Genomic DNA, 20,160 nt, shown 5'->3' with positions numbered 1-20,160 from the left:
GCACGCCATTGGTTGCGTCAGGCGATGTTTTCGAGATCCTGACGGCGGATCTGGTAGAGCAACGGCCGGCCGGTCGTAAAACGCTCGACCTCATCCGCCGCCATCGCGCCGAGACGCGCCCGTTCCAGGCCGATGGCGCCGGCGATGTGCGGTGTCAGGAAAACATTCGGCAGATCGTAGAAGAGCGAGCCCGCCTCCGGAATTTCCGGATCGGTGACGTCGATGACCGCATCGATGCGGCCGGTCTTCAGCTCCGAAAGCAACGCGGCCTCATCGATGAGGATGCCGCGCGCGGTGTTGATCAGCGTTGCCCCGTCCTTCATCAGCGACAGTCTTCGCGCATCGATCATATGCTGCGTCGACGGCAGTGACGGCGCGTGCAGGGAAACGATATCCGCGCGCCGCATCAATTCGTCGAGATCGACCTTTTCGGCTCCCAGGCCGGCGGCTTCGGCGGCATCGAGCATGGGATCGAACAGCAGCAGCCTGTAGTCGAAAGGTTTCAGGAGCTCGATCACCCGCCTGCCGATGCGCGAGGCGCCGACGATGCCGAGGGTGCGGCCATAATTCCCGATCGCTTCACGCTGCATCGGATAGGTCCGATCACGGTTGCGGTCGCCGACGTAGAGGTCGCGGAAACGGAAGGCACGTTTGCCGGCGAAAATAATCGCGGCAAGCGTGAACTCGGCAACGGGCACGGCATTGGCCTCGGCCGCGTGGCTGACCGCTATGCCGGCTTCGAAGATGGCGTCATCGATGATACCCTTCACCGTGCCCGCCGCATGGACGATGAGGCGAAGTCGCGGCGCGGCAGCCGGAATCTCAGGCCCGACATAGGGCGCACCCCAGCCGGTAATCAGGATCTCCGCTTCTGAAAGCAGGCGCCTTGCCCGCGCGTCGTCGAGGCGCTGCAGCGGCTCGGGATCGAGAAGGCGGCCGATGGCATCGAGCCGGCGCAGGATCTCATCGGGCAGGACATGTTCCGTGCGCGACGGCTCCATGGCAAGGACGATGGCCGGACGGCTCATGGCATCTGACCCGGCGCTTCGATGGCGCTGACGGTCACGCCCTTTTCCCGCACCAGGGCCTCCAGCGCCGCAATATCAGGCGCTTTCGGCGGCCGTGTCCAGGCTGACGAAACAGCGGCGGGATCGGCGAGCGCCAGCACCGCCGTCACCAGAATGGTCTCGCCGGCCGGAATCTGCCCGCGCAGTTGCGGCACGATGGTCTTGGCGACGATCACATTGGTGTTGGGCTGGGCCTTTTGGGCAAGTCCGACACGTTTGATCGAAGAGCCGAGGTCGAGAATGCCGGTGAAATCGGCTTCGCCGATCGCATAGGCCGCCCCCTCCGAGGCCGACAGCCGATCCTGCTCGAAGTCGCGGCGGCCGATGGCAAAGCCGCCTTCGGCAATCCGCAGCGGCCGGCCCGACCTGATCCGGTGGAGGCGGATATGCCAGGGGGCGGCGGGCACGAGCCAGGTTTCGACTTCGGCATCGGGGAAGGGCGGCCATTTCGAATGAAGCACATCACCCGCGAGCCGGGCTTCCTCATTCGTTTCACGCACACGGTAGTGCAGGCCGTCATCGCTGAAGGCCAGCATGGAATCGAAGGCGGCAAGCGCAAAGCCGCGTTCGTCGGACTCGACGCTGAAGCCGTACCGCGTGGAATAGGCGAATTTTGCGTATTTCTCGGTGCCGAAACGCATCTGCAGGTTTTCCTGGCCGGAAGAAAGGGCCACGACATCGCGGCCCGCCCGCATGAGAACCACGCCGGGATGGCGCTGGGGAACGACCTCAGGCGCCTGCTCCGGCGGCTTCTCGCCGGCGCTCCAGAAGGGATGGTTCTCCGCGATCGCCAGCGGCAGGAAGGCCTTCAAGGCCCAATAGGGCGAGCCGGCGGAATTGTAGCTCTCCGACATCAGCAGGTTCGGGTAGCCGAAACCAATCGAGAGAACGCCGTCGCGGTCGGCAATCGGCTTGTCCCTCCACCAGCGCAGATGCTGCAGGCAGAGATGCTTGACCTCGCCCCAGGGTAAAGCCTCGATATCGGCAAAGGCGAGCGCCGACCAGAAGCCGGCGCAGGCAAAGCGATAGGTCAGGCTGCGGCCGAAGGGGATCGTCGCGCCGTCGGCGGCAAACCAGTGGCGGAAATCCCGCGCGAAGAGGATGGCGCGCTCGCGATAGCGTTTCGCATAATCGTCATCGACGAGCTTCGAATAGATCAGCCCATAGAAATGCATGGCAAAGGGAATGTAGTGGTCGATACGACGCACGTTTCCGTCGCGATACCAGCCGTCGCCGATATAGAAGCCTTCGAGCTCCTGCAGATATTGCCGCGTCAGGCTGCGGTCGAAATCGACGCCGAGACGATCGAGGGCGATATCGACGAAGATGCGGAAAAATTTCCAGTTGTTATCGGCATAGTCGAACTGTCTGGCATGTTTGAGATAGGCGACGACATTGCTGCGGGCGCGCGCATCAAGCGGCTCCCAGATCTTTTCCGGCACCAGCGCCAGGGCAAAGCCAAGGGCAGCAAGCTCGACCATCCGCTGATCCCGGCCATTGACTGTTCCCCAATATTCGGGATGGGCGGGGTCGGTGCCGTTTGCGAGACCTTCGGCAAATCGATGCCAATGGGCGAAGTCGCCACCCCCGGCGCCAAAAGGCGCCAATCCCCAGAGCGGGCGGGCAAAACCCTCGAGATCGGCCGCCGCCCGATCGAAATGGGCGGCTGCGCCACTGAGCCTGACGCGAGCATTGCCTTGCGAAAAACAGGGAAGCAGCGGATCGAAGAGAGCGAGCAGAGCGCGGCTCATATCGGCGCGGGTTTCCAGCGGATTGCCGGCAAGCGGATTGGCGCTGGCAGGATCATAGGTCATCGGCACCTCTTACGGGTTCTCGGCATTGGCAACGGTCCCCCCCGGAACGGGAGCGACCGCCTGGCAGATGTGGCGCGCAGCCGCTGTTCGGTTGCGGAACCGGGTCAGCATCAGCGACACGGCCTCGCGCCCGAGAGCGGCACGGTCGACGCGCATGGTGGAAAGCCGCGGATTGGTCATCAATGCGCAGGGCAGATCATCAAAACCGATAATCGCGAAATCCTCGGGCACCCGCAGGCCGGCCTCGGTGACGGCCTCCAAAACGCCGACGGCAATGAAATCATTCATGCAGAACGCCGCGGTGAAGCCGGCATTCTCGGCAAGGACTGCCGCGGTGCGTTCGTGGGCCTCGCGGCTTGCGCTGCCCTGGAGCGCCAGCGAAACGAATCGTCCTTCGGCGCCGGGGACGGCGGCGATCGCCGCCTCGAAGCCACGAATGCGCTCGCGAATCGTATGGCGGTGAGAGCCGCTCAGATGCAGGATACGGCGATGGCCGGCCCGGGTCAGCCGGCTGGCCGCCTCATAGGCACCGAAGAAATTAGCCGGCGAAACACCGTCGAACTGCATCCTGGGATCGGTGCCGTTGACAAGCACGGTCGGTGTCGTGGTGGCCTGCAGCCAGTCGCGCAAGCTTTCGATGGGGTCGATACCGACGAGAAAAAGACCCGCAGCCCCCGCGGCCTGCATATAGTCGCGCACGGCTTCCGGCGTGATCCGATCCTCGCGGACCAGCCGAATTTCGAAAGGCATGCCCGCTTCGGCGGCTCCGGTGCGCAAGCCGTCGACGATCGCTTCATAGAAGACGCTGAGCCCGCCGGTGACGCCGTCGCTAGCAATCAGCGCCAGCCCGCCGGCAACGGCTTCGGCAGCGGGCTTGACGGGATAACCGTGTTCGGCGGCCACCTTCAATATCTGCCGCCGGACGGTCTCGCTGATCCCCGGTTCGTTGGCGAGCACGCGCGACACCGTCGAGACGGAGACGCCCGCTAATGTGGCTATGTCGGCCTGTCGCAGCCGTCTGGCTTTTTCATCGCTCATAGGCAAACTTTATGCAAATCACGCAAATTTGCAACATCAACGTTATTTCTTGCAATAAATTCTTTTTTGCGTAACCTGTCTCGCGAAAATCCGACAACGCCATGGAGGATGGCAGCGGACGAATTGGGACAAGGGAGGATATCATGCAGGTCAATCGCCGTTCATTTCTGATGGGTTCAGCCGGTGCAGCCGCCGGCCTTGCCTTTGGCGCCGTAAGCGCCATCCCGGCCTTTGCCGAAGACACGCAGCTACGAGCCATGTGGTGGGGGTCGAACGACCGCGCCAAGCGGACGCTCGATGTCGCCAAACTCTACCAGTCGAAAACACCCGGTGTCACGATCGTCGGTGAATCGCTTTCGGGCGACGGCTACTGGACGAAGCTCGCCACGCAGATGGCCGGCCGCTCGATCGCTGACGTCTTTCAGCTCGAGCCGGGAACGATCTCCGATTATTCCAAGCGCGGCGCCTGCATGCCGCTCGACGAATTCGTCCCCTCGACCTTGAATGTCCAGTCCTTCGGCGCCGACGTTCTGAAACTGACCACCATCGACGGGAAACTCTATGGTATCGGCCTCGGCCTCAACTCTTTCTCAATGTTCTTCGACACGGTGGAATTCGAAAAGGCAGGCATTCCGGTGCCAACACCCGACCTGACATGGGATGAATATGCCAAACTCGCGGTGGAACTCTCCAAGTCCTCGGGCAAGGCAGGCGGCCCCTACGCGGCACGCTACGCCTATGTGTTCGACGCCTGGCTGCGCCAGCGGGGCAAAAGCCTCTTTGCCAAGGAAACGGTGGGGCTCGGTTTCACGGCCGACGATGCCACGGAGTGGTTCGACTACTGGGAGAAGCTGCGCAAGGCGGGAGGCACGGTTGCTGCCGACGTCCAGACGCTCGATCAAAACACCATTGACACCAACGCCCTCGGTCTCGGCAAATCGGTCATCGGCATGGCCTATTCCAACCAGATGATCGGTTATCAGCTGATCATCAAGAACAAAATCGGCATCACCATGCTGCCGCGGGAAAAGAAGGGCGGGCCGTCGGGCCACTACTACCGCCCTGCGCTGATCTGGAGCGTCGGCGCCACGACGAAGAACGGCGAAGCGGCCGCGAAATTCATCGACTTCTTCGTCAACGACATCGAAGCCGGCAAGATTCTCGGCGTCGAGCGTGGCGTGCCGATGTCGCCGGCCGTGCGTGAGGCCATTCTGCCGCAGCTGAACCCGACGGAGCAGGAGACGGTCAAATACGTCAACATGCTCAAGGATCAGGTCGGCGAATATCCGCCGCCGGTGCCGATGGGTGCAACCCAATTCGACCAGCGCGTGCTGCGCCCGATCTGCGACGAACTCGCCTTCGAACGGACCTCGCCCGCCGATGCGGCGACCCGGCTCGTCGAAGAAGGTAAGGCAACGCTCAAGGGATGATCGCTTGCCTTATATGAGAGGAGAGGGCCGCAAAACCCCGGCGGGCCTCTCCCTCGTTAAGCAACATCAGTTGGCCGCCAAGCTCTCGACCACGCGCCAGTCAGGCCGGCCGAGATTGAACGGCCAGGCATGCACGTCCCGGTCATTGAAATAGACCACTTCCCGAAGGTTCGGGAAGGCGCTCTGTTTCAAGGTCGCGGTTTCGATCCAGGGCCTCATATAGGCGTCGCCGCCTTCGTAGCCGAGCTCTGCGACCCAGATGGGCTTTCCATAGCCAGCGACGAGATCATAGCCCTGCCTCAGCGCTTCCGAGAAGGCCCGGTGCTTGTTGTAAGCAAGTTCATCATAGCGCTCCAGCCCGAAGACCGACAATCCGACCAGATCGACATAGTTGTCACCGGGATAGTAGTCCTGCAGGCCTGGCAGGCCCTTCGGTGACCACATGATCTCGGTGCCGGGCGCCTCCTCGCGGAGGATGTCCATCATGCGTTTGTAGGCGGCGATATAGTCTTGCGGGTTCCAGCCGGCCCACGAAAAGCGCCCGGATTTGTCTTCCATCTCCTGTCCCCAGCGGACGATCACGGGGCTTTTCAGCTGGGATATCATCTGCGCGATCGCCCGCATGTTGACATCGTAGTCGCCGCGCAGAACCTTTGCGCGAAGCTCGCCCGAGGTCAGCCGCCAATCGACATCCCAGGACCAGGGCTCCACCGTGATCAGCAGGTTGCGGCCCCTGGCCAGTGCATAGGCATCCGCAACGCGCAGCGTCTCCAGGTCAACGTCTTCCCACGGCAGGAACAGGGCTTCCGTCGAGACATTGGCCTGGGCGCCGAAATCCCCATGCGGGTCGTAGGCGCCGAACTTGATGCCGTCGGCATGGACGACCGGGCGTTTGTCGATGATCGTTCGCGCGCTCGCCGCCGGGTTCGGCGCGATGCCCGCATATTGCACCTCGCTTCGGCCCGGCAGTCCCGCGACGCACAACAGCAGCAACGCGATCGCGGCGGCCGAGAGGTGATTTTTCGTCAGCTTCTTCATGGCTCACCCTCCTTTTCGGGCTATTTCCTGATTCAGCAGGAGCTGCTTCAGTTCATACGCCTTGGCGCTGACGGTATCCGTAGAGACGAGCTTGCCGTATTCGTCATCCTGGCGCACCGAAGAATGGCGGAAGACGTACCAGTTGCCATCCGGCTGACGGCGCTGGTAGATCGTATTGCCGATCTTGCGGTGACCGAAACAGGTGCTGGCACGGGCTGCTCCCTCGGCATTCGTCCAGGTCGCGCGCATGCAGAGCTGGCCGAGATCGTCCACCACCCATTTGCCTTCGGCGAAGGACTGCTTACCCTTGTCGTTGGTCCAGGCCACGAACCGCCGGCCTTCATCGAAGAAACGGCCGCCGCCGGTGCCCCAGGTCCAGGTCTTGTCACCGTAGATGCGATAGAGTTCATAGGCGCTGAGCGGCGTCGGCGGCGTCTTGGTGGCCTCGGCAGCGTGCGCCATCACAGGCAGGCACAGGCTGAGAGCCAGGGCTATGCCATACAGTCTCGATCCGATGCTCATTATATGCTCCTCCTCGACACGTGCCGGTTGGCCGGTTCAAACACCCTGTTGGCCCCGTCCCGCGCTTCCGAATCCATTCCATCTGAGGCGAAACTTCACGGTCCTGGTCTTGCCGCCGAGGCCGGCCCCGGCGACGGCAAATTGCGATTGGCTGAAACTGATGAGCGTCTGGCCATGGGAAAGGGCTTCGAGGCCGCGCAGACCGTGGTTGCCCGCCTGCAAGCCGCCGGTGACACAGATCGCCAAACCGGTGGCCGTCGCGAACCAGAGGCCGCGCGATTGCGGCAGCAGCGGCAGGCCGTTCTCGATCGCATGGCGAATGACGATCAGCACCGTCAGTGACAGATAGAGCACGAGGTTCATCGCAGCGAAAAGGTAAAAGCCCTGAGCGGCAGCGGCCTCGCCGGCGAGCGCCATGGCCGCGGCGCAAAGCCCCGCGAGAGCAAGATAGGGCGCAACCACGCGCAGCGGCAAAGACTGCTGCTGCTGCTTTCCCTTCGGGGTGATGCGAAAGTCGACGAAAGAACCGGAGATATGGTCGCGAATGGCCGCCAGGCTGCCGGCCAGCGACCATGGCCAGCGCAGAAAGGTGAAGGCCAGCCCTTCCCATCCAAACAGTTTCGCATCGTGCGGCCGGAAGGTTCCCGTGGCCCGCCAGAAGAAAGCAAAGAGCGTCAGCACGATCGACATCGGCGCGAAATGCAGCAGAAAATCCGGATAGGTCACGTTGACGAAGACCTCGCCCGTCAACAAGGCGGCAACCGGCAGCAGGAACATCACTGCCATGACCGCGGAAAAGAGCGGATACCACAGCTGCGAAAAGACGAACTGGAATTTCAGCCGCCAGGGGAGATGGATGACGTAGCGGCGGGAATATTGCAGCAGGATGGTGACAAGGCTGCGCGACCACTGGAATTCCTGCACGGCGAGATCGACGAAATTCGCCGGGCCGTCGCCATGAGCGATCGCATCGACCGCGTGGACGCCGCGCCAGCCGCCGGCGTTCATCATCAGCGTCGTCGAATGATCTTCGGCAAGCTCGGGGCCAAGGCCACCGATCTGGCGAAGGGCTGATGTGCGGACCGCATAGTGGGAGCCGATGCAAAGGGGCGCCCAGCCATTGTTGTAACCGGTCTGCAGCGAACCGTGCAGACTTGCCTCCGCATAGAGCCTGCCGCGCGCGACCCAACTCGCCGCGGCATTCGCATCACAGATGCTGGGAGCGGAAACATAGCCGACGCCAGGATCGGCGAAGGGGCGCAGGACTTCACGGAGATAGGTCGGTGTCGGCACATGATCGGCATCGAACTGGGCGACAAAATCGTAACGCGCATAGCCGAAATGGTCGTAGAAATAGGCGAGATTGCCTTCCTTGCACCGCGTCCGGCGCGGCCAGGTCGTGCGGTGATACTCCGCCACGCCCTTTCGCGTCGAGATCAGCACGCCGTGCTCGGCGCACCAGCGTCTGGTTTCCGCGGAAGGATCCTCATCGGCCAGCCAGACATCGAACTCGACACCGGTCTGATCGAGCATCGCCTGAAGCGTGGCGCGGACGACGGCAAAGGGTTCGGACGGCGCCTTGGTGACGACCATTGCCACGCGTCCTTCCGGCAGCAGGACGCGCGAACCGATCGTTCTGGCATCGAGGAAGATCAGGATGAAATAGGCGGGTACAAGCGTTATCCAGGCAAGCACGACGGTGACGAGCACGAAGGCTGGCCAGGAAATGATGTGGGCGGACCGACACCACCAGCTCCAGAAATAGCCGAGCGCCGCCAGCCAGCAGAGGATGCCGAAAGCATAGGCGACACGCTTCCGACCCGTGAAAACCGGGTTGAATGCATCGGCGGCATTCGCCGTCCTGATCCGGTGATCGATCTCCGAAACCAGGCTCATGCCGTCATCTCCAGCCCGAAGGTGGGTCCGGCAGTGCGGATGATCGTGTCGATATCCGAAAGAGCCGGCACGAAGCCGAGCTCTGCCTTGGCCCGTGCCGTATTGGCAAACAGGATCGGCGGATCGCCGGGGCGGCGGGCGCGATAACGGACGGGGACTTCGCGGCCGCTGGCGCGATAGACCGCGTCGAGGATCTCGCGCACTGACGTGCCGCGGCCGGAACCGAGATTGACGCTCAGCGAGGCGCCGTCTGCGATCAGGTGGTTGACGGCGGCCAAATGTGCCTGCGCGAGATCGCTGACATGGATATAATCGCGAATGCAGGTTCCGTCCTCGGTCGAATAGTCGGTGCCGAAGATATCGAGCCGCTCCAGCCTGCCGGCGGCGGCGAGGAGGGCGCGAGGAATGAGATGTGTCTCGGGCTCGTGACGCTCGGCAAGCTCGCCATCCGGATCGGCGCCGGCCGCGTTGAAATAACGCAGGGCAGCGAAGCGGATGCCATAGGCAGCGGCAAAATCCTCGAGCGCCATCTCGAAGATCAGCTTGGTACGTCCATAGGGATTGACCGGCTGCTGCGGGCTTTCCTCCCGTATCGGCAACGAGGCGGGGACGCCATAGGTGGCGCAACTGCTGGAAAAGACGATCCGATCGATTTCCTGGTCGAGGCAGGCTTCGAGCAGCGTGAGACTGCCGACGACATTGTTGCGGTAATATTTCCTCGGCATATCAACGGATTCGCCGACATAGGCATTGGCGCCGCAATGGATGACGCAATCGGGCGAAAATTCGGCCATCGTCCGACGGAGCGCGATCGCATCGCCGAGTTCCCCGCGAACGAGCGGTCCCCAGCGGACGCTGTCGGCATGTCCGGTCGAGAGGTTGTCGTAGGTAACCGGGATCATCCCGGCGCGCGACAGCGTTTTGCAGATATGACTGCCTATGAAACCGGCGCCGCCGGTGACGAGAATATAGCGGGGCATCTCATACAGCCTCCGCCTGCTCCGTCCCGGCAAGCAGGCCGTCGAAATATTCAACGGTGCGCGCCAGGCCGGCTTCGAGCTCGATATGAGGCTGCCATGCCAGTTCCGTCATCGCCCGTGAGATATCCGGCCGCCGCTGGCGGGGATCGTCGATGACAGCCGGCAGGTGAACGATGCGGGAGCGCGAATTGGTGAGGTCCCGGATGATCTCCGCCAGGCGTCGAACGGTAAACTCGCCCGGGTTACCGAGATTGATCGGACCGTGGCATGCGCTGCCGGCTGCCGAGAAACGCAGGAAACCTTCGACGAGATCGTCGACATGGCAGAAAGAGCGGGTCTGCTGGCCGTCGCCGTAGATCGTCAGGTCGGCGTTGCGCAGGGCCTGCACGATGAAGTTGGAGACCACGCGGCCATCATCCAGGCGCATGCGAGGTCCGTAGGTGTTGAAGATGCGGCCGACCTTGATGTCGACGCCGTAGGTCCGGTGATAGTCGAAGAACAGGGTTTCGGCGCTGCGTTTTCCCTCGTCGTAACAGGCTCGCGGCCCGATGGAGTTGACATTGCCGCAATAGGATTCGCGCTGCGGGCTCTGGGTCGGATCGCCATAGACTTCCGACGTCGACGACTGAACGACGATCGCGCCGGTCCTGCGCGCACAGTCCAAGGTGTTGACGGCGCCGAGTACGTTGGTGAGCAAGGTGCCCACCGGATCCCGCTGATAATCGGGCGGAGAAGCAGGAGAGGCGAAGTTGAAGATCAGCGACGCTTCGATATCGAAGGGCTGACGGACATCGTGCTCGATGATGCGAAAGCTGGGATTCGACGCGAGATGCTCGACATTTGCACGGCGGCCGGTGGAAAAGTTGTCGAGGCATACGACGCTATAGCCGCGCAGCAGAAGCCTTTCGCAGAGATGCGAGCCAAGAAAGCCGGCTCCGCCATTTACAAGAGCGGTGCCCAGATTCTTGAGCACCGCTATGTTCTTTACTTCAGAATAGCCTTCGCCGGGAATGAAACTACGCATTACAAACTCCTCCCCACGTTTTAGTCTTTTGTATTATTAAGGCGCCTTACACCTCCACTACCCGGATGGATATTCATGCAACTGAGTACCCATACAGGAATAATTTCGAGGCTATTCTTCAGATAACTCATTTACTATTGAAATGATAAGACGATTGTTATCGCGGTCAACTTTAAAAACATAAAATATCCCAAATAATTACGCGGTTGTTCTTTAGAATAACAAATGATTAATCATTTTACCTATTTTTTCGCGTAAAACGGGAATCACGCCGTTGCTCAAACTTTGCTCAATAAAGATCGGATAGAAGGGGGAGAGGCCGACCGCGCAGGGCTGCGCGACCGGCCTTGCATCCGGAAGCGTCATATGCGAGGGATTTAGGCATGTTCAAAAATCGCGCCGCAGCCCAGCCGAAAGGCTGGAGTCCATTTCATTTGGCGATGCTTGCCGGGGGAGCGACGCTTCTTGCGATCGGAGCAACGGCTTGTGCGGTCGTTGACGACGACATGGCCGCCATCGCGAGAAAGAATGTTGCCGTCGTCGAGACGACACCCGTGTCGAAGACTTACACCTACCCGGAAAATCGAACCGCTCGGCCTGCTGCGGCACGAGCCCGCATCGTCGCCTATCACGGGTCCGCGCCCTATATCTGCTCTCCAAGTGGCTTCGGACAGAAGTCGCGCTGCTTTGCGCGTCCCTCGATCTGAAGCAAAAGCGCCGCTGCATATTTCTTAAATCGGAATCGATTCAAGGATAGAACCATGCGCTCGTTGCACGCCTGAAAAGGGGCGCGGCGCTGCCGATCAGTTGCGCCAACGGCTGGACATGTCTTCATCGCCGACCGGATGATCATTGAAGAAGCGGGACGCTGCTTCCGTGCGGTTTCGGACGTTCATCTTCTTATAGATGTTGCGGACGTGAACCTTCACCGTATTTTCGGAAAGGTGCAGCTTGTCGGCTATAATCTTGTTCTGCGTCCCCTTGCAGATGAGATCCAGGATCTGAACCTCCCGGGTCGTCAAGGCGGAGATGCTGTCGCGTCTCAGCTTGAGCGCATTGTTGCGGGCGGCATCAACCGATTTCGTCTGATAAAGTGAGGCCTCCAACTGGGCCCCCTTGTTGGTGAGGCGGTTGAGAAGCGCCGAGGGAAAATGCTCCCCGCCCTTCATCAGCAGATCCACCGCCGCCATGAAAACATCAAGTCGAAGATTAAGCGGCAGGACGCCGTCGATGATCCTTGCCTCCACCAAGCGGCTGACATAGGGCTCCATCATGTCTATGGCCTCGACGACAAGTCCGATCGAGGTTTCCGGATGATTTTCTCTGACCGCCTGCAGCGCGTCTTGCAGCTCAGGCGCAGGTATATGGTAAAATAAAACGAGCTTTATATCGCTAGTATCCTTTTCCAGCATCGGATTTGCGCTTGTTATGCTTGGCACATCGCAGTTTGGAAATTTCTTTGCCAGCGCCTCCACCATGCATTCTGAAAACAGATCAGCCTTGGCTACTACAAGGATAGTATCTCCGGATGGGCTAGACTTCTTCGCCTGGTCCGCATTCTCCATTCCTGAGCCTGTCATGAACATATACGCCTCCCCTAGCGGTACACTTTACTCAAACATGAAGCGATGGCAGGTATAAGATAGTATGAAATGCCGGTCCTATTGTGTCATCGCCTTTTTCTTTAGACATTTCTTAATTATGTTAATACGGATTGAGAAGGAAGGAAATGGCCCAAAGTGATTAGTTTTAGGGAGCGAGAAACAATAAGATACTACGTATCGGTTGTATTTTTACTGATACTTATACTTCAAGGTTATATTTGTTCCCACTATAGATAATTCAGTAAATGTAATATTTCAGTACAAATTGTAATATTTTTGTCATCTTCTCCCGAAGATTATGAGGCAGGCGAAACGCTCGCAGGTTGTTCAACCCGGCGCCGTTGGCGGAAGCCTCGCATTCCAGCTGCTCGCGCCCGGTCGTAATCCCTGCAGGGCCAGCACTGCTCTCGAACGTCTCCGATCGTTCGCCGAGGCCGCGCATCGCAAGGCTGATATCAGCGCCAGCAAGGCGAAAAAGAGGCAGCCGCGTCTGCGCTGACGCGCTTGCGCGGCCGTTAAATGCACGCGACCGGGCGCATCATCACCATGCTCTTTGATTTTGAGCTGCAATCGCTGCTAAAAGAGGCGTGAGCCTATTTTGCACTCCTCAGTGAGAAGTCATGCAGATCGATGCGGACAGGGTGGAACGGGAACAGCTTCTGGCCATTCTCGATTTCTGGCATAAAATCGAGTTCTTCATACCTTATGATCTCTCCAATCGTCTCGTCCTCGGCGAAGGACGGACCGTTTTCTGGCTGCGTGCAGAGACGCTCTTGCAGGACAGCGCTGCACTCAGCCGTCCCGTCATACCCGAGGAGAAGCAGATCACCGGCTTCACCTTGTTCCTCGGCGTTTTCAGCAAATCCGAGATCGCCGACATCCGCAGGCACTTCGACAGCCCTGCGATCGACTTTACCGAGTATGAGGATGCCGAACGCAGCGATCTCGATGGCGATACCTGCTTTGCCAGCCTCCAGCTTACTCCGCTCGGACAGCCGATGTTCGAAACATTTTCCGTCTCGACGCTTCCATGGGCCCTCGGACGGGTACGGAAATCTGGTCTCTCCTCGCTCAGCCATGAGGCATTTGCAGACGGCAAGCGGCAGCTGTCGGAATTGCTTCAAAACTTCCAGGCGCAGCGACAGCTGGGATCTTCATCCTTCGAGGCCGCCACCGATCAGCCGATCGATGCCGGCGAAATCCTGACGCTGCATGAATTGCTCTGCGATTGGGCGGGTTTTGCCTCACGCCAGGAAAAGCCCATCGCCGCCGTTGAAATACGCTACCGCGACAGGGCGGAAAGACCCGAGCTCATTTCGTTGCCGCCTCAACAGGAGGATCATGCAGCCAATGCCGACGAGGAAGACGAAGGTGCCAGCCTTGATGAGGACATCGGCATTCTGAACAGCTTCTTCATCGAGGATATCGAAAGGGCGATGATCTGCGTCAGGCAGGGCAATGTCCCGGAGCCCCTCCGGCGGTACCTCAACCCGCCGGCAGATGAAAATCGGGTCGACCTTTATTCGGAAGAAGGACGCCGCGCGATCATTCGGGCGCTGCATCCCGGCAATCTCAACCGTGGACGCTGGCTGAGCGAGCCTCATCTTGCAATGAGCCTCATGCAACAGTTCGCGATCAATTCGGCGATCGGCGGCCTGTCGGAAACGGGATTGTTCTCGGTCAACGGCCCGCCGGGCACCGGAAAGACCACGCTGCTGCGTGACATGTTCGCGGACAATATCGTTCGGCGCGCCCGGGTGCTCTCCTCCCTGACGACGGCGCGCGACGCCTTTGACGGCTCGCCACGTCGTGTCGGTTTTACGGATCGGAGCACCGCCTCAATATCGGCGCTGATCCCAGCCCTTGCGGGGTTCGAAATGGTCGTCGCCTCCTCTAACAATGCCGCCGTGGAGAATATTTCGCGCGACCTTCCCAAGCGGAGCTCGATCGCGAGGACGTCTTCCTTTCAATATCTGCAGACGGTCGCACACAAGATCGCCTGCCAGAAAGACAATGGATCGGTCGTCAAGCTCTCCGACAGCGACCGCCCATGGGGATTGATCGCCTGTGCCCTCGGCAATTCCAGGAACCGCCGAGCCTTCAAGGAACGTTTCGCCTTCATGGAGATCGCCGAAAGACCGAAGCCCGGCTGGTCGGGCGCCGCAAAGCCGCAGAGCATCTGGGAATGGTTGAAGAGCTATGAGGGGCCAAGCTTTGCCGAAGCGGCATCGGCTTTTCATGCCGCCGACGAGATGGTTCGCGAAAAGATCGGCCAATATGCGCGCTATGCCGATCTCCGCGATGAAATAGCGCCCGTTTCGGAGGATGCATTCTGCCGACAAGCGCTCGAGAGGGTGGCTGCCGCCGCGGACGAAGTTTTGCATGCGCAGAACCGATGCGACATGCTGGCGACCGAAATGCGCCACATCGCCGACGGGTTGTCTTACCTGAAGGAGGAGGAACAGCTGCTCGACCGCAGCGCCCCTGCGCGATGGAAGAGAGTGCTCTCGACCAACCCGGCCCGGCAGCATCGGCAAGACGTCATCGTCAATGCGCGAAAGCAGCTGGAACTGCGCAAGGCGTTGGCCGAATGCGAAGATCGGCTCGCGAAAACCGATAAACCCGCGCTGGAACGGGCTTTGCGAGAGCATGACCGGGCCGAACGAGCACTGCGGTCACGACGGAAAATCTGGTCTGCGAAAAAGGAGGAACTCGAGCGGCTGGGGGAAATTCTCGATCACCCCGCCGCACCGGAGCGTCCCGCCGATCTCGATAAGGACCGGGTGCAGATCGACGGTCTTTGGCATCAGGACGAACTGGCGGCTCTGCGTTCGGCATTGCTGGAAGCAGCGCTGACACTGCATGAAGCTTGGTTGGCCGATGTCGGCAGGAAGGGCGGAGGTTTTGGCGGAAACATCGTTGCCATCACCAAGCTGCTTTCCAACAACAATCCCGTCGATGACAAGCACATTGCATCGATCTGGCAGAGCCTTTTCATGATCGTTCCGATCGTGTCGACGACGTTCGCGTCTTTTGCCAAGCAGTTCCGCGGGCTCGGGCCCGGCTCGATCGGCTGGGTCTTCATCGATGAAGCCGGCCAGGCCGTGCCGCAAGCGGCGGTCGGGACCTTGTTGCGTGCACGTCGCGTCATGGTGATCGGCGATCCCTTGCAGATCGAACCGGTTTTCACGCTTCCGAGCGCGCTGATTTCAGGCGCTTCGGCTCTTTCACCCCACACGGCGGCAGGCCAATATTCGCCGAACAGGGCGTCGGTGCAGATGCTGGCCGATGTCGCCAATCGCTACGGAACCACACTTCAGGGCGAGGAGGCAGATGGGCTCTGGATCGGCAGCCCACTCAGAGTGCATCGACGCTGCATCGATCCGATGTTCAGCCTTGCCAATCAGATCGCCTATCAGAACAAGATGATCTTCGGGCTGCACGAGCGCCGACCGGCCGGCGACGCATCGCCCTTTTATGGCGACAGCGCCTGGATCGACGTCAAGGGCAAAGTATCGGGCAAACAGGCCGTCGCCGAGCAGACCGACTTCATCGTCGATCTCCTCGCCGCGACCTATCGCCGGGATGGTGCATTGCCGGACATCTATCTCATCTCGCCGTTCAAGGAGATCAAGACCAGTTTGAGACGGGCTCTTTCTCAGGCGGTCTGGATCGATCAAGACGGATATGCGCACGGATCTCCAGCGAAACTGCAGAAATGGCTTCAGGAACGGGTAGGCACAGTCCATACCTTCCAAGGCAAGGAAGAAGATATCGTTTTCATGGTCCTCGGCGCCGATGCCGAACATCGCGGAGCAGCTGGCTGGGCCGCATCCAAGCCAAACCTTTTGAACGTGGCGCTGACGCGCGCCAAGCGCCGTTTCTACATCGTCGGCGACCGCACGCTCTGGCAAACGCTTCCCTATTTCAGAGAGGCAGCAAATGCATTGCGGACGATCCAACCCGCGGAATTCCTGGCCCGCAATGAGCTAAACGTGAGAGATCGGACTCCGGCGCCGTTCGCTGAACGTATGTTTTGAGGTCCCGGAAAAACAAAAAGCCCGCTTTTGGCGGGCTTTTGGGACTTTTGGTTGCGGGGGCAGGATTTGAACCTGCGGCCTTCAGGTTATGAGCCTGACGAGCTACCGGGCTGCTCCACCCCGCGGAAGTATTATAACACGAAAGGCCGCTTATGAGCGGCCCTTTGTTCGGCTTTGGGCCGTTGGATTGTGATTGAGAAGATTTTTATCAACTGAGTTGCGCTTTGCAGACCTGGCAGCGACCTACTCTCCCGCGTCTTAAGACGAAGTACCATGGGCGCAGGGGCGTTTCACGGCCGTGTTCGGAAAGGGAACGGGTGCAGCCACCCCGCCATAACCACCAGGTCGGCAAAGCGCAACTTGTTGTTTGAGAAGCTGGCAGGCGTTAGCCTGTTTTGTTTTGAACACGTCTTTGATCTTTCCGGCTGCGGGTGCTTGTGGCACGCATACAGGCCAGAGGCCGTCGCGCTTTGTGGCGCGGGCCGTCCGCAGCGCCCTTGGCGCGTCAGAACAAGGTCAGGCATCATCAGCCTTTGGCTGATGAGCATGAACAATGAGAACGATCAAGCCGATCGAGCTATTAGTACCGGTAAGCTTCATGCGTTGCCGCACTTCCACACCCGGCCTATCAACGTGGTCGTCTTCCACGGCTCTGATAGGGAACACTCGTTTTCAGGTGGGTTTCCCGCTTAGATGCCTTCAGCGGTTATCCCGTCCATATATAGCTACCCTGCTATGCCCTTGGCAGGACAACAGGTCCACCAGAGATATGTCCATCCCGGTCCTCTCGTACTAGGGACAGATCCTGTCAATATTCCTACACCCACGGCAGATAGGGACCGAACTGTCTCACGACGTTCTGAACCCAGCTCACGTACCGCTTTAATTGGCGAACAGCCAAACCCTTGGGACCTGCTCCAGCCCCAGGATGCGATGAGCCGACATCGAGGTGCCAAACAACCCCGTCGATATGGACTCTTGGGGGTCATCAGCCTGTTATCCCCGGCGTACCTTTTATCCGTTGAGCGATGGCCCTTCCACGCGGGACCACCGGATCACTATGACCGACTTTCGTCTCTGCTCGACTTGTCAGTCTCGCAGTCAGGCGGGCTTATGCCATTGCACTCGACGACCGATTTCCGACCGGTCTGAGCCCACCATCGCGCGCCTCCGTTACTCTTTCGGAGGCGACCGCCCCAGTCAAACTACCCACCATACACTGTCCCGGACCCGGATGACGGGCCGCGGTTAGACATCCATGACGATAAGGGTGGTATTTCAAGGATGGCTCCACGGAAACTGGCGTCCCCGCTTCAAAGCCTACCACCTATCCTACACATGCCGACACGAATGCCAGTGTAAAGCTATAGTAAAGGTGCACGGGGTCTTTCCGTCTGACCGCAGGAACCCCGCATCTTCACGGGGAATTCAATTTCACTGAGTCTATGTTGGAGACAGCGGGGAAGTCGTTACGCCATTCGTGCAGGTCGGAACTTACCCGACAAGGAATTTCGCTACCTTAGGACCGTTATAGTTACGGCCGCCGTTTACTGGGGCTTCGATTCAAAGCTTGCACCTCTCCTCTTAACCTTCCAGCACCGGGCAGGCGTCAGACCCTATACGTCGTCTTGCGACTTCGCAGAGCCCTGTGTTTTTGATAAACAGTCGCTACCCCCTGGTCTGTGCCACCCCACAATAGTTGCCTAAAATGGGGTCACGCTTCTTCCGAAGTTACGCGTGCAATTTGCCGAGTTCCTTCAACATAGTTCTCTCAAGCGCCTTGGTATACTCTACCTGACCACCTGTGTCGGTTTCGGGTACGGTCTATACGGTGGAGCTATTTCCTGGAACCGCTCCGCTGCCCTGATAATCCAATAAACCAGAACAACTTGTGCAATCCGTCACTACCACCAGGCCCACGAATATTAACGTGGTTCCCATCGACTACGCGTGTCCGCCTCGTCTTAGGGGCCGGCTAACCCTGCTCAGATTAACTTTAAGCAGGAACCCTTGGTCTTTCGGCGAGAGGGTCTCTCACCCTCTTTATCGTTACTCATGTCAACATTCGCACTTCCGATACCTCCAGGAGCCCTCACGGGTCTCCCTTCATCAGCTTACGGAACGCTCCGCTACCACTTGCATCACTGCAAATCCTCAGCTTCGGTGCATGGCTTCAGCCCCGTTACATTTTCGGCGCAAAGACCCTTATTTAGACCAGTGAGCTGTTACGCTTTCTTTAAATGATGGCTGCTTCTAAGCCAACATCCTGGTTGTTTTGGGATCCTCACATCCTTTCCCACTTAGCCATGACTTGGGGACCTTAGCTGGAGGTTAGGGTTGTTGCCCTTTTCACGACGGACGTTAGCACCCGCCGTGTGTCTGCCGAGTAGTACTCCCCGGTATTCGGAGTTTGGTTAGGATCAGTAAGACGGTGAGTCCCCATAGCCCATCCAGTGCTCTACCCCCGGGGGTATTCGCTCGACGCTCTACCTAAATAGATTTCGCGGAGAACCAGCTATTTCCGAGTTTGATTGGCCTTTCACCCCTAGCCACAAGTCATCCCAATCTATTGCAACAGATGCGGGTTCGGTCCTCCAGTTGGTGTTACCCAACCTTCAACCTGCTCATGGCTAGATCACTCGGTTTCGGGTCTAATGCAACAAACTATATCGCCCTATTCAGACTCGCTTTCGCTGCGCCTACACCTACCGGCTTAAGCTTGCTTGTTACACTAAGTCGTTGACCCATTATACAAAAGGTACGCCGTCACCCTTGCGGGCTCCGACTGTTTGTAGGCATCCGGTTTCAGGTTCTATTTCACTCCCCTTGTCGGGGTGCTTTTCACCTTTCCCTCACGGTACTTGTTCGCTATCGGTCATGCACGAGTACTTAGGCTTGGAGAGTGGTCTCCCCATGTTCAGACAGGATTTCTCGTGTCCCGCCCTACTCTAGGACAATCGTGATATCTACGCGTACGGGGCTGTCACCCACTACGGCCGCACTTTCCAGAGCGTTCCACTTTAATCACAATTGCCACTGGCCTGGTCCGCGTTCGCTCGCCACTACTTGCGGAGTCTCGGTTGATGTCCTTTCCTGCAGGTACTTAGATGTTTCAGTTCCCTGCGTTCGCTTCTTACACCCTATTTTATTCAGGTGTAGATACCTTATCACAATACCTAGAAACCTGTTTTGTCCTCACGGCCAAAGGCCTGCGGACGGCGCGCCGGACGACCGGCGACGCGCTTTGCGCTACGAAGGAAGTCCCTCGCAACCAAAGCAACAAAACAGATTTTCTAGGTATTTAAGGTGGGTTGCCCCATTCGGAGATCCATGGATCAAAGCTCATTCGCAGCTCCCCACGGCTTTTCGCAGCGTATCACGTCCTTCATCGCCTGTGCATGCCAAGGCATCCACCAAATGCCCTTACGACACTTAATCGTTCTCATTGCCAATGCTCATCATCTCGCCACCGTCCCCAAAGGAAACGGCAACAGACCGGGTTACCTTTTACAACCCAGTCAATCCAACAATGCCATCGACGTGTTCGACCTGATCACTTTATCGGAGCTACGCCGAGCAGCTCGCTTGTGTCAGGTCTTAAGACCAGCTTCTCGAGATATGATCCGATACCGCGCGGTCAGGCAACGGTAATCCGATCGTTCATCAGACGAGGCCCGAAAGCCACGAACAACAAACGATCCAGAGCG

Annotated in this window: 12 protein-coding genes, 1 tRNA gene and 2 rRNA genes; 3 read left to right on the top strand and 12 right to left on the bottom strand. The window is 59.2% G+C overall.

What is annotated here, in order from left to right:
* Positions 1-17 precede the first annotated feature (17 nt).
* From AMK00_RS00395 to AMK00_RS00385, 3 genes are read right to left on the bottom strand one after another with little or no spacing between them, the layout of a single operon-like run.
* Positions 18-1,028 carry a hydroxyacid dehydrogenase gene (locus tag AMK00_RS00395; RefSeq protein ID WP_064809186.1) on the bottom strand — a complete coding sequence of 337 codons (1,011 nt, stop codon included), beginning with the start codon at positions 1,026-1,028 and terminating at the stop codon, positions 18-20.
* Positions 1,025-2,881, bottom strand: coding sequence for a DUF2264 domain-containing protein (locus tag AMK00_RS00390; protein ID WP_064809185.1), 1,857 nt, complete (start codon positions 2,879-2,881; stop codon positions 1,025-1,027). Before AMK00_RS00390 ends, AMK00_RS00395 begins: the two co-directional genes overlap by 4 nt.
* A 9-nt stretch (positions 2,882-2,890) precedes the next feature.
* Positions 2,891-3,919 (bottom strand): LacI family DNA-binding transcriptional regulator, encoded by a 1,029-nt coding sequence (locus AMK00_RS00385; RefSeq protein WP_064809184.1) that lies wholly within the window; start codon positions 3,917-3,919, stop codon positions 2,891-2,893.
* 143 nt (positions 3,920-4,062) lie between these two features.
* Here AMK00_RS00385 and AMK00_RS00380 point away from each other — a divergent pair, with 143 nt between their 5' ends.
* Positions 4,063-5,349, top strand: coding sequence for an ABC transporter substrate-binding protein (locus AMK00_RS00380; RefSeq protein ID WP_064809183.1), 1,287 nt, complete (start codon positions 4,063-4,065; stop codon positions 5,347-5,349).
* Between the two features lie 66 nt (positions 5,350-5,415).
* Here the strand turns inward: AMK00_RS00380 and AMK00_RS00375 are convergent, their stop codons facing one another.
* Genes AMK00_RS00375 through AMK00_RS00355 form a run of 5 tightly spaced genes read right to left on the bottom strand, consistent with a single transcriptional unit; the run spans position 5,416 to position 10,809 of the window.
* A complete protein-coding gene (locus AMK00_RS00375) occupies positions 5,416-6,387 on the bottom strand; it encodes a glycoside hydrolase family 26 protein (protein ID WP_064809182.1) in 972 nt (323 codons plus the stop codon).
* Positions 6,388-6,390: 3 nt separating this feature from the next.
* Positions 6,391-6,909: a DUF995 domain-containing protein gene (locus AMK00_RS00370; protein WP_064800179.1), complete on the bottom strand. Its 519-nt coding sequence runs from the start codon at positions 6,907-6,909 to the stop codon at positions 6,391-6,393.
* Between the two features lie 36 nt (positions 6,910-6,945).
* Positions 6,946-8,805 carry a glycosyltransferase family 2 protein gene (locus AMK00_RS00365; protein ID WP_064809181.1) on the bottom strand — a complete coding sequence of 620 codons (1,860 nt, stop codon included), beginning with the start codon at positions 8,803-8,805 and terminating at the stop codon, positions 6,946-6,948.
* Positions 8,802-9,785 carry a UDP-glucose 4-epimerase GalE gene (galE, locus tag AMK00_RS00360; RefSeq protein WP_064800177.1) on the bottom strand — a complete coding sequence of 328 codons (984 nt, stop codon included), beginning with the start codon at positions 9,783-9,785 and terminating at the stop codon, positions 8,802-8,804. The genes AMK00_RS00365 and galE overlap by 4 nt, the downstream gene beginning before the upstream one ends.
* Position 9,786: 1 nt before the next feature.
* The gene (locus AMK00_RS00355; RefSeq protein ID WP_064809180.1) at positions 9,787-10,809 is read right to left on the bottom strand and encodes a UDP-glucuronic acid decarboxylase family protein; all 1,023 of its coding nucleotides are present in this window, start codon (positions 10,807-10,809) and stop codon (positions 9,787-9,789) included.
* A gap of 383 nt (positions 10,810-11,192) precedes the next feature.
* Here AMK00_RS00355 and AMK00_RS00350 point away from each other — a divergent pair, with 383 nt between their 5' ends.
* The gene (locus tag AMK00_RS00350; RefSeq protein ID WP_064809179.1) at positions 11,193-11,516 is read left to right on the top strand and encodes a hypothetical protein; all 324 of its coding nucleotides are present in this window, start codon (positions 11,193-11,195) and stop codon (positions 11,514-11,516) included.
* 96 nt (positions 11,517-11,612) lie between these two features.
* Here AMK00_RS00350 and AMK00_RS00345 read toward each other — a convergent pair whose 3' ends face one another.
* Complete coding sequence (locus AMK00_RS00345) at positions 11,613-12,395, bottom strand: helix-turn-helix transcriptional regulator (RefSeq protein ID WP_064809178.1); 783 nt, start codon at positions 12,393-12,395, stop codon at positions 11,613-11,615.
* Positions 12,396-13,033: 638 nt separating this feature from the next.
* On the opposite strand from AMK00_RS00345, the gene AMK00_RS00335 reads away from it, so the two are divergent.
* Positions 13,034-16,453: a DEAD/DEAH box helicase gene (locus AMK00_RS00335; protein WP_064809176.1), complete on the top strand. Its 3,420-nt coding sequence runs from the start codon at positions 13,034-13,036 to the stop codon at positions 16,451-16,453.
* A gap of 48 nt (positions 16,454-16,501) precedes the next feature.
* Here the strand turns inward: AMK00_RS00335 and AMK00_RS00330 are convergent.
* The 3 genes from AMK00_RS00330 to AMK00_RS00320 form a co-directional block, all read right to left on the bottom strand.
* Positions 16,502-16,578, bottom strand: a tRNA-Met gene (locus tag AMK00_RS00330).
* Positions 16,579-16,683: 105 nt separating this feature from the next.
* Positions 16,684-16,798: ribosomal RNA gene (gene rrf, locus AMK00_RS00325) — 5S ribosomal RNA — on the bottom strand.
* A 214-nt stretch (positions 16,799-17,012) separates the two neighbouring features.
* A 23S ribosomal RNA gene (locus AMK00_RS00320) occupies positions 17,013-19,891 on the bottom strand.
* Between the last annotated feature and the right edge of the window lie 269 nt (positions 19,892-20,160).

It is taken from the genome of Rhizobium sp. N621 (assembly GCF_001664325.1).
GTDB classification, from domain to species: Bacteria; Pseudomonadota; Alphaproteobacteria; order Rhizobiales; family Rhizobiaceae; genus Rhizobium; species Rhizobium esperanzae.
The sequence above is the reverse complement of the archived record's forward strand: the minus strand, read 5'-3'. Positions and strand labels throughout refer to the sequence as shown.